This window comes from Frankia sp. CcWB3, assembly GCF_977927595.1.
The window spans coordinates 765-9349 of sequence record NZ_CDWRCK010000074.1; the positions used below are offsets into that span (position 1 = coordinate 765).

Annotated in this window: 7 protein-coding genes and 1 pseudogene; 7 read left to right on the forward strand and 1 reads right to left on the reverse strand. The window is 70.6% G+C overall.

The features are described from left to right. Positions 1-4 precede the first annotated feature (4 nt). From ACY5KJ_RS08170 to ACY5KJ_RS08180, 3 genes are all read left to right on the forward strand, one after another. Complete coding sequence (locus ACY5KJ_RS08170) at positions 5-541, forward strand: MerR family transcriptional regulator (RefSeq protein WP_462203106.1); 537 nt, start codon at positions 5-7, stop codon at positions 539-541. A 489-nt stretch (positions 542-1030) separates the two neighbouring features. Beyond that, positions 1031-1747: an ATP-dependent Clp protease proteolytic subunit gene (locus tag ACY5KJ_RS08175; protein WP_462203099.1), complete on the forward strand. Its 717-nt coding sequence runs from the start codon at positions 1031-1033 to the stop codon at positions 1745-1747. Further along, positions 1744-2418, forward strand: a complete 675-nt coding sequence (locus tag ACY5KJ_RS08180; protein ID WP_462203100.1) for an ATP-dependent Clp protease proteolytic subunit — start codon at positions 1744-1746, stop codon at positions 2416-2418. Before ACY5KJ_RS08175 ends, ACY5KJ_RS08180 begins: the two co-directional genes overlap by 4 nt. A 482-nt stretch (positions 2419-2900) precedes the next feature. Here ACY5KJ_RS08180 and ACY5KJ_RS08185 read toward each other — a convergent pair. Beyond that, positions 2901-3138, reverse strand: a pseudogene (locus ACY5KJ_RS08185) (helix-turn-helix domain-containing protein); the annotation flags it as partial. A 511-nt stretch (positions 3139-3649) separates the two neighbouring features. On the opposite strand from ACY5KJ_RS08185, the gene ACY5KJ_RS08190 reads away from it, so the two are divergent. From ACY5KJ_RS08190 to ACY5KJ_RS08205, 4 genes are all read left to right on the forward strand, one after another. Continuing rightward, positions 3650-4558, forward strand: coding sequence for a hypothetical protein (locus ACY5KJ_RS08190; protein ID WP_462203101.1), 909 nt, complete (start codon positions 3650-3652; stop codon positions 4556-4558). Continuing rightward, positions 4555-6117, forward strand: a complete 1563-nt coding sequence (locus ACY5KJ_RS08195) for a 4-hydroxyphenylacetate 3-hydroxylase family protein (RefSeq protein WP_462203102.1) — start codon at positions 4555-4557, stop codon at positions 6115-6117. The genes ACY5KJ_RS08190 and ACY5KJ_RS08195 overlap by 4 nt, the downstream gene beginning before the upstream one ends. A gap of 192 nt (positions 6118-6309) precedes the next feature. Then, positions 6310-7224, forward strand: coding sequence for a response regulator transcription factor (locus ACY5KJ_RS08200; RefSeq protein WP_462203103.1), 915 nt, complete (start codon positions 6310-6312; stop codon positions 7222-7224). 453 nt (positions 7225-7677) lie between these two features. After that, positions 7678-8559, forward strand: coding sequence for a helix-turn-helix transcriptional regulator (locus ACY5KJ_RS08205; RefSeq protein WP_462187636.1), 882 nt, complete (start codon positions 7678-7680; stop codon positions 8557-8559). Positions 8560-8585 lie beyond the last annotated feature (26 nt).

Genomic DNA, 8585 nt, shown 5'->3' on the forward strand with positions numbered 1-8585 from the left:
CCCCATAACCAGCAGCGCCGGATCTTCCGCCGATGCCTGTGACGGCCGCTACCGGATCGGTGACGTTGCCACCCTGGTGACCTTGTCCCTGCGTACCGCCCACTTCTACGAGGATGCTGGCCTGCTCGCGCCGGTAGGCCACACAGCGGGTGGTTTCCCGCTGTACGACGACGACGTACTCGACCGTTTTTTCCTCATTAAGAAGATGAAACCGCTGGGGTTCACGCTCGAGGAGATGCGGTCTCTCATCACATTGCGTGAGCGGATCGGCCAGCCCGATCTTGCCCCAGATCATCGCAGGGAACTGCGGGAACGGCTGAGAACCTGGGTTACCCTGGCCGAGGAGAAGCTCGCATCCCTGCAGGAACAGGTGCGCCTCGCCGAGGACTTCATGATTGGCCTGCGGGACGATACCGCCCGGTCGCTGCGGGAAAGCCCGGATCGCCGGGACGTCGTTGATCAAGGCGATCTTGGTCCCGGTCGCCTGGACAGCTCGTTCCTCGATTTTCTCGATGATCCCTTCGGGCCCGAGGAGAACTGACCCGGCCCGCTCTACCCGGCCCGCCCGGGCCATCCGGGCCGGCATCACGAGGCACAGCGCCCCCCACCGGCCTGGCCGCGGTGGCGTGACCTCATGTCCCGTGGTGCCTCATGTCCCGTGGTGGTCGAGCCGCGCTGCTGGAGATCGGTGACGGTCCGGGGCTGGGGTTCGTCACCAAACTGCGGCCTTCCCAGGCAGGGACACCCTCCGGCGGTCGGCTCGACACGGGTCGAGGGTCGGCGGGTGCCGCCTGGGTGGACCGGACGATCCGGCGGGGGCGCCACGGGATCCGGGACTGGCCGGGCAGGCGTCGTCGTCCGGTATCCCCTTGGGGAAGGTCGCTGGAGTCGTTCCACGGGACGTCGCGTCTGCCGTGAGCAGATCAGCCGCCAGCAGATCAGCGCCATGGGCGCGGATTTCCCGGCAACGCTGGTGACGCCGGCCCATCGTGCTCGCACCCATTCCCGACGGCCGGCGGGAGGACGTACCATGATCGAATCTTTTCCGCGCCTCACGCAGGCCGGGCCGGGGGGTCCGCACCGGGCTACCGCGCAGGCCGCTGCACCCGGGCTCGGCTCCGCGGACGACCAGGTGTTCAGCCGGCTCCTCGAGAACCGGATCGTGTTCCTTGGTTCCGTGGTCGAGGACGCGGTGGCCAACGCGATCAGCGCCAAGCTGCTGCTGCTCGCCGCCGAGGATCCCGCGGCCGACATCTACCTCTACATCAATTCGCCGGGTGGCTCGGTGTCCGCCGGCATGGCGATTTATGACACGATGCAGTATGTCGGAAACGACGTGGCGACGGTCGCGCTGGGTCTCGCCGGTTCGATGGGGCAGTTCCTGCTCTGCGCCGGCACGGCGGGCAAGCGATACGCGCTGCCCCATGCCCGGATCATGATGCACCAGCCGCACGGCGGCATCGGCGGCACCGCTGCTGACATCTCTATCCAGGCCGAGCAGATGCTGTACACCAAGCGCACGCTGCAGGAGCGAATTGCCTTCCACACCGGGCAGACCGTCGAGCAGATCGAGACCGACTCCGACCGGGACCGGTGGTTCACGGCCGAGGAGGCCAAGGAGTATGGTCTCGTCGATCACGTGGTCGCCCGGGTGGATCAGGTACCCAGTGTGGTCAGTGGAGCGGGCATCGGTCTGCGGCGGGCGGGCCGCACCGGTTTCGGCCCCGGCGGCGGGAGCGGGCGATGACCGGGCGGCCTCCCGCCGCGAGCGGGATCATGCTGGGCGGCGGTGCACCGAGGGCCCGTCACGTCCTGCCGAACATCGTGGAACGGACCTCCCGCGGTGAGTACTCGATGGATCCGTACTCGAAGCTGCTCAAGGAGCGGATCGTCTTCCTCGGTGTGCAGATCGATGATGTGTCGGCGAACGACGTGATGGCGCAGTTGCTGTTCCTGGAGCCCGAGGATCCCGACCGGGATATCTCGATCTACATCAACTCGCCGGGTGGGTCGTTCACGTCGTTGACGGCGATTTACGACACGATGCAGTTCGTGCGGCCGGACATCTCGACGATCTGCATGGGGCAGGTGGCGTCGTCGGCGGCGGTGCTGCTGGCGGCGGGCACGCCGGGGAAGCGGTTCGCGCTGGCCAACAGCCGGATCCTCATCCACCAGCCGTCGGCGCAGGGCGAGGGCCAGTCGAGCGACATCGAGATCCAGGCGCGGGAGATCCTGCGCGTACGGGCGCTGCAGGAGACGATGCTTGCCCGCCACACCGGTCGCACCGAGGCGGAGGTCCGTCGCGACACTGAACGCGACAAGATCTTCAGTGCCGATGAGGCCGAGGAGTACGGCCTCATCGACGAGGTCATCATGAGCCGTAAGGCCGCCCGGCTTCTATCGGCACGCAGCGCCTGACCGGGCGCGATCCGGCGGTCCGGCGGTCGGCCGCTCCGGCCGGCTGGCCGGCCACACGTCGACTGGCCACAGGCCGACCTGTCGACGAGCGTGCCGGCGGCCGCCTTCCGGCCGAACATGCCGCGGCCGGAAGGCGGCTGCGGGCCGGGACCACCTGCCCGGCCCCCCCGATCTCCCCGATCCCCGCGGACCGGGAGCGACGGCGGCTCGCCGCGGGCCGGGCACCACCACCCGGCCGGTAGGGACGGCGGCCCGGAAGCTCGGCGAGAGTCCCAGGTTCGGCGACACGCCGAAGGGCAATGCCGCGCCGACCGTTGCGCCGATACCGGTTGTTTCGATGCCAGCCGAGCCTGTGATGCCGACGGTGGCCGTGGTGCCGCTGGCGGCGTGCAGGTCAGCGGAGAGGACGCGGGCCGTGATCGGTGGTGTCGCCTGCCCGTGGACGGCGGACAGCGACCCGGGCGATGCTACGGGGGTGACCTCGGGTTCGAGCCGGGCGAGCTCCAGACGCACCTCGTCCAGCAGATCGGACAGCCGGATGTGCAGCGCCCGGCAGACCGCGGCGAGGATCTCCGAAGACGCCTCCTTCAGGCCGCGTTCGATCTCCGAGAGGTAGGGCATCGACACCCGCGCCGCGTCCGCCACGTCCCGCAGGGTGCGGCCCTGAGCGAGGCGACGCCGACGCAGCGCCTGCCCGACCAGCCGGCGCAGCAACGGCATCTCGGCATCATCGGTCATCGCCATCAGGAACCTCCGGGGGGACTGGTGCCTTGAGGGGTCAGGGGAATCGGAGGGGCGCTCGCGTCCTGATAGCTACACGCGTCCCGGATACTGATCACGTGGGTGGGAAGGCGACCGCTGCCGCAGCCACCCCCCGGGTAAGTCGATGGAGAACTCAGGCACCGAGCGTATCCGCTGCGCCCTCGCCGGAACCGCAAGTACCGCACCCGGCATTCCGCCCGCACCTTCGCCGCGAAGTTGCCGGCGGCCGCCGAAGTTGCCGGCGGCGGACGAACCGTGCGGCGCCGATGCATACGGCGACAACGTGTGAGGCGACGGACGCCGGAAGTGGCACGAAGATGCACCGAAGGTCGGTATTTCCACATCATCCGCGCACTTAGCGTTGTTTCCGTCGTGATTCATCCTGGCCGTCCGGTCTCCGGAACGGTCGTCGCGGTGGCCCGCTTAGCCGGGGCCGCCAGGGACAGGAGATCCGTGGAGGCTCCCACACATGCCCCGTGCCGTTGCCACTCCGATGGCCGTACCCATGTCCCTGTCCTCGGCCGCGCCGGTGCCGATGGCGGTCCTCGGCACCCGTCCCCACGCCCACCTCGAGCCGCCCGGCGCATCCCCGCGAGCGACGGCGTCCGGGTCGTTTCCCCCTGCTCCGGCCGTCGACATGACCGGAGACGACCGCGTAGCCCTGTGGCAGCAGCGCCTGCTCGAGGCGGAGTCGGGGATGACGACGTTCCTGCTGGAACACCACGCCGATCTGCGTCTACTCGACTGGCTGCATACCCAGGCCGAGATCTTCGCCGACTTCCCGACGCCTGACGATCGTGATCCGACGGCCTGGCAGCGGGTGTTCTTCCGCGCGCAGGCACTGATCGAACGGTTCATCGTGTCGCGCTGGGGCGAGGCGGAGCTCGTCGACTGGGCGAGGGCCAACGCCTCGGTCTTCGGCAAGGTGGAGCCCGAGCCGACCGGCCGGCCCGCCGACGTCGTCCACCGGCTCGCGCGCCAGGCGGATCTCTACTCCTCCCGTTACGCGGTCGATACCGACGAGCCCACGCGGGCGGCCCTGATCATCTCGCACTGTGGCATCTGGGACTACCGCGAGCAGGCCCGCGCCCGGGGCGTGCCCCTCACCCTGGCTTCCCCCTGTTCGTTCTGCACCACTGCCCTCTCGGCGAACATCCGGGCCAAGGGATACGAACCGGCCTTCCGCCTGCTGCATGACGACCCCTCGGTCCCGTCAGCCGGCGTGGCCGTGCCCGCTCCGGCCGGCCAGCCGGCCGTCGTGGCCGGGTCGGTCGCCGGACCGGGGCAAGTCGACCGTGGCTGCGTCTGGACCGCCACTGATGCCACCGACGCCACCGACGCCACCGATATTGTCCACAGAGCGGAGATCAGGCCATGACCCTCGTGACCGACAGCGGTCGTCCCGGCGCCGTCGACGATCCCGGCCGACCCGCCGGTGACCACCCCGCCGGTGCGACGGCCGAGCCCCCGGTCGACCCGCCGCTGGGAATCCCGCCGCCTGCCGCGCAGGGGCTGATTACCGGGGAGCGGTACCGGGCGAGCCTCAACGACGGCCGCGAGGTGTGGCTCGACGGGGAGAAGGTCGCGAACGTGGCGGCGCACCCGGCCTTCCGGGGCGCCGTCGACGAGCTGGCCCGGCTGTTCGACCTGCAGCACGAGCCGGATCTGCGCGACGTGCTCACCGTCCACGAACCCGAGGCGGGGACCCGCGTCGGCTGGTCCTACCAGCTGCCGCGCACGCTGGACGATCTGCGGGCCCGGCGGCGCAGCACGGCCGTGTGGATGCGCGAGTCCTGGGGTCAGCACGGCCGGTCGCCGTCGTTCATGGCGAACGTGGCGGTGGGCCTGCTCGACTTCCGGGACCATCTGGAGCGCAACCAGGCCGGCTTCGGTGCCAACGCGGTGGCCTTCTACCGGCACTGTGCGGCCAATGACCTGGTCCTCGGCCACGCTCTGGGTGACCCGCAGATCGACCGGACCACCAGCCCCGTGGACGATCCCGATCTCGCGCTGCGCATCATCGCCGAGCGGGACGACGGCGTCGTCGTCCGGGGCGCCAAGCAGCTCACGACGCTGGCCCCACTGGCCCACGAGGTGCTCGTGTACCTCTCGGCGAGCTTCGCGCAGCGCGAGGCCGAGCAGTTCGTGATCTGGTTCGGCCTGCCGCTGGCCACCCCAGGTGTGAAGATTCTCTGTCGGGAGCCGCTGGGGGCCCGGCCGTACGGGCACGCCCACACGCTCGCGTCCCGGTTCGACGAGCAGGACGCCATGCTGTTCTTCGACGACGTGCTGGTTCCGTGGGACCGGGTGTTCCTGCTGCGCGACGGCAACCTCGCCCGGGTCGGACTCGGGCGGATCAACGCCTGGAGCGCGGCCGCCGGCCACATCCGCTACCAGGAACGGCTGCGGACCCTGCTCGCCGTCGGCACGCTGCTCGCTGACGCGATCGGAGCCTCGGGGCTGCGTCACGTCCAGGAGGACCTCGGGGAGTTGGCGAGCTACGTTGACCTCGTCGGGTACTTCCTCGACGCGGGGGAGGCCCGGGTCGAGACGACGGACGGCGGCCTGCTCGCGCCGGGTAACACCGACGCGAGCCGCGTGTGGTCGGCGCAGGTCGCCGGCCGGGCAGTGGAGATCGTGCGGCGGATCGGCTCGTCGGGTGTCCTCATGCAGCCCAGCGAGCGTGACCTCGCCGCCGCTGACCTGCGGCCCTACCTCGACCGGTACATGCGGGGCGCGAACCTCCCGGTCGAGGAGAAGTCGCGGCTGTTCCGGCTGGCCTGGGAGCTCACGGCGGACAGCTTCGGGCAGCGTCAGGATCTCTACGAGTTCGTCCACCGCGGGGACATCACCCGCAACCGGATCAACCTGCTCCGCCGGGACGACCTGGGACCTGTCACCGACCAGATCCGGGAGCTGATCACCCGTCCGCTCTGAGGCCTGACGACCGGGGCTGTCGGGCCGGACGGAGGGGCCCGGGGACGGCGTGCGCGGAGGGTGTTAGCGATACCACTGCCTACCTGGTTGAGCTATCCGAAGGTGCCTACGGTCGGGTCAGCCCCCTGCACGCGGGACGGCGGGGTGATACCGCCGTCCCGTGTTCGCTCCTCGTGGTAAGGACCCGGAGTCATGACGATCGGAGCCGCCCCGCCCCCTCCCGTCCGCGCCGAGGTCTCCGGGTACTCCGGGTACTCCGGGGGTCCGCCGCGGGTCAGGGTTCCGGCCTGTCCCGGGGTTCCCGTTCGCGCCGAGGCGTCCGCGCAGCCCGAGTGTCCCGCGTACGCCAAGGATCTCACGCCCACAGAGATCGACGGCGGTGTGTCGGTGTTCCTGCTGCACGCCCATCCGGTGACCGGGGTTGGGCTGCACCTGCTGCTCTCGACGATCTGCCGGCTCGACGTCGTCGGCCGCAGCCACCGGCTGGATGCCGCGCTGCCGCAGATCCGCCGCTCGCGTCCCCGGGTGCTGCTGCTCGGGCTCGCGGGGGACCTCGCGACCGACCTCGCGGCGGTGCGCCGGCTGCGCGCGGAGGCCGACCGGATCCCCATCACGCGCGTTCTGCTGTTGCGGCCGCTGGCCACCTGCGCCGAACTGACCCAGATCCTCACCACCGGGGCGTCGGGGGCGGTGCTGCCGGACACTCCGCCTGCCGACCTCGCCCACGCGGTCACCATCGCCGCGCTCGGCGGCGTGGTCTTCCTGCCCGCGCCGCCGCCGACGGGGGTGCCGGGGCCGCCGGTCCAGGCCGAACTGCCACCGCAGGTCCTCGGGCTGACCTCCCGGGAACGCGCGGTGCTCGGCCAGCTCGCCCGCGGCCTGTCGAACGCGGAGATCGCTTGCGAGCTCGCCCTGGCCGAGGCAACGGTCAAGCGGTACCTCACCGGTGCGATGCGCAAGATCGGCCAGCCGGACCGGCTGCGCGCCGGCCTCTACGCCTATCGGCACGGACTGCTGGACGGTCCGCATGCGGGCTGGACGGGCCGTGGGCGCGGATCCGGCCGCGGATCGGCGCTGGACCGAGCGCCGGACCGGGTAATCGAATGATCGGGGTGGCCGCGGGCGCCATGGAGGGATGAACACGTTCCGCGAGTCGGTGTTTTCGATGGTCCGGATTCCAGTCGATCATCACAGGTCTATTACTTGCGGTTATCGGTAGGTTGCTTCGGGTATCGAAATTTGTGCCGACGTTGTTTGATCATGTAAATGACACGATCTTTCCAGGTAAGCGCCGGACATGGCCGCCGGGCGATGCCACCATGGGACTGTGTCTTCTTGCGTTGGACGGTCCGCTCGGCCGTTTCGGCCTGCGCTGATCCGGCGGTGGTGGCTGGATTTCAGCCATCACATGGGTGACTGCTGTTAGGCGTTGTTGGCGACTGAGAATAGTAGCAGTCCTGCTGACCGCGTGTCCCTGTGTCGATGCTGTCCCGCCCGCCGGATGTGCCGGATGTGCCGGATCGGCGGTGTCGACAAGGCCGCCCGATCCGACTGGAACCGATGAGCGACGACGCCCGCCAGCGTGAGCTTGGATTCTTTCTTCGTGCCCACCGTGAGCGCCTGCGACCCGAGGACGTCGGGTTGCCCGCCACACCTCGCCGCCGCACCCCGGGGCTGCGCCGGGAGGAGGTCGCCGCCCTCTCCGGCCTCGGCCTCGCCTGGTACACCTGGCTGGAACAAGGCCGGGTCGCCGCGTCCCGGCAGGTCCTCGAGGCCGTCGCTCGGGCCCTGCGGCTCGACGACGACGGTCGTCGCCACGCCCTGGCGCTCGCCGGCCTGCACACGCCGCCGGCGGACCGCCACCACACCCTCGTCAAGGCGCTGCGTTCGGTGCTGGACAACTGGCCGAACTGTCCGGCGTTGCTACTCGACCGGCGCTTCGACGTCACCGCCTGGAACGACGCCTACACCGTCCTGTGGGGGGATCCCGCCGACGTGCCCGAGCCCCAGCGCAACCTGCTGTGGATGCTGGTGGCGCAGCCCCGGACCCGGGACGGGATGGGCGGGTCCGAGGACGTGGCCAAGGACCTGCTCGCCCAGTTCCGCGCCCAGCTCGGTCATCATCCCGACGACCAGCGCGGCCGTGCCGTGCTGGAGCTGCTCGAACAGGCGCGCCCCGAGCTGCGTGCCTGGTGGCAGTGCCGGTCCGTGCGCGTGTTCACGGGCCGCACGGTCAGCGCGGCCACGCCGCTCGGTGACATCTCGCTGATGCTGTCGGTGCTGCGACCGGGTGACGACCCGGAGTCCACCATCTGGCTCCAGACGCCCGCGACGCCCGCGGACCGGGAGCTGCTCGCCCAGCTGGCGGCCGAGACGCCGGGCGAGACGCCGGGCGAGGCGCGGCGCCCGGGCCCCGCCGCGCGGCAGCGGCTCTCGGCCTGACCGCGACCGGCGGCCCGGCCTGCGGC